The 1,038-nt window shown below is 61.9% G+C and carries 1 protein-coding gene and 1 pseudogene; both read right to left on the bottom strand.

The window, feature by feature from the left end; genetic code table 11:
* Positions 1–652, bottom strand: a pseudogene (locus EOA22_RS34925) (GGDEF domain-containing protein); the annotation flags it as partial.
* Positions 653–767: 115 nt separating this feature from the next.
* Positions 768–1,038 (bottom strand): DUF72 domain-containing protein (locus EOA22_RS34930; RefSeq protein WP_127390680.1); only part of this gene is annotated, 271 nt, incomplete at its 5' end.

A 1,038-nucleotide genomic window follows, 5' to 3' on the forward strand; every position in this document is an offset into this window, starting at 1 on the left:
GGTGATGCCGGGCCAAGCGTCCCTGATTCAGGGCCAGGGAAAGCGCTCCAATCCCGGTCATGCTGGCGATGACGATGATGAGGCTCAGTTCCTCGGCCCAGTTGCTTGGCGCATGTCCAAGGACCAGCTTTCCATCCAAGGCTAAAACCATGGCGCAGAGAGCGAAGGATGCGGCCGTGGCAGAATAGAGCGCGGTGATACCGATCGTCAGGGCAGGGGCTTCGTCGCGGCCCTTCCAGTATTCGACCGCCGTTGCGAACAGAAGCAAGGCGGCGAAGGCATTTTCGAACATGAAGCCCAGCCCGTCATAGCCTAGAGCCATGGGAGGCAACGTCACGGCCAGCGAAATGGCGCTGCCAAGTACAGTTCGGGGCACTGGCGAGCCGCCGGTTCTAAACTGGTAGGCCGCGCCCAGCATTGTCGAGAAACCGAGCAGGAGGAAAGCCAGCGTGGCGATGCCCAGCAGGCGCCCGGGCATGTCGATATAAGCGTCATAGACAAAAATATCGCCGACCACGAACACCAGGCTGATCGCCCATGTCAGCAGGAATTTCTCCGAGCGAGCGGTCAGCCACATGCCGAACAATGTCAGGCTCAGGCAGGCCGCGGAAAAACCGACAGCCAGGAGAAGTGAAGTGTAGTCGAGCGACATGCCCCTCGTCCTTGCCCGTGGCGGCCCAGATCTGCGACTGGTCTGGCTGGATTCATGCAGCAAGGAGGTATCGATAAGGTTACGACGGTGGCGAAGATGCCATGATTCCGCTGCGTCAGGGCACCGGTTGACCCTGGTCCACTCGCTTCATCAGTGCCATGGCGCCGAACGGCGCGCGCACCTTGCCCTCGGTGATGAAGTAAACGAACACGTCGCGCGGCTTGACCGGCGCATCGGTGGCGGGGTCGGCGCGCCGCAGGTCGGCCGGCTGCTTGCCTTGCGCCCAGGTCTTTACCCGCGCGGCCCATTCATCGAGGCCTTTCGGCGTATAGCAGTCGGGATTGTCATCGCTGCCGGTCTGCAGTCGGGCGTAGACGAAATCGGCG

The organism is Mesorhizobium sp. M7A.F.Ca.US.014.04.1.1 (genome assembly GCF_003998745.1).
In the GTDB taxonomy this organism is placed as follows: Bacteria; Pseudomonadota; Alphaproteobacteria; order Rhizobiales; family Rhizobiaceae; genus Mesorhizobium; species Mesorhizobium ciceri.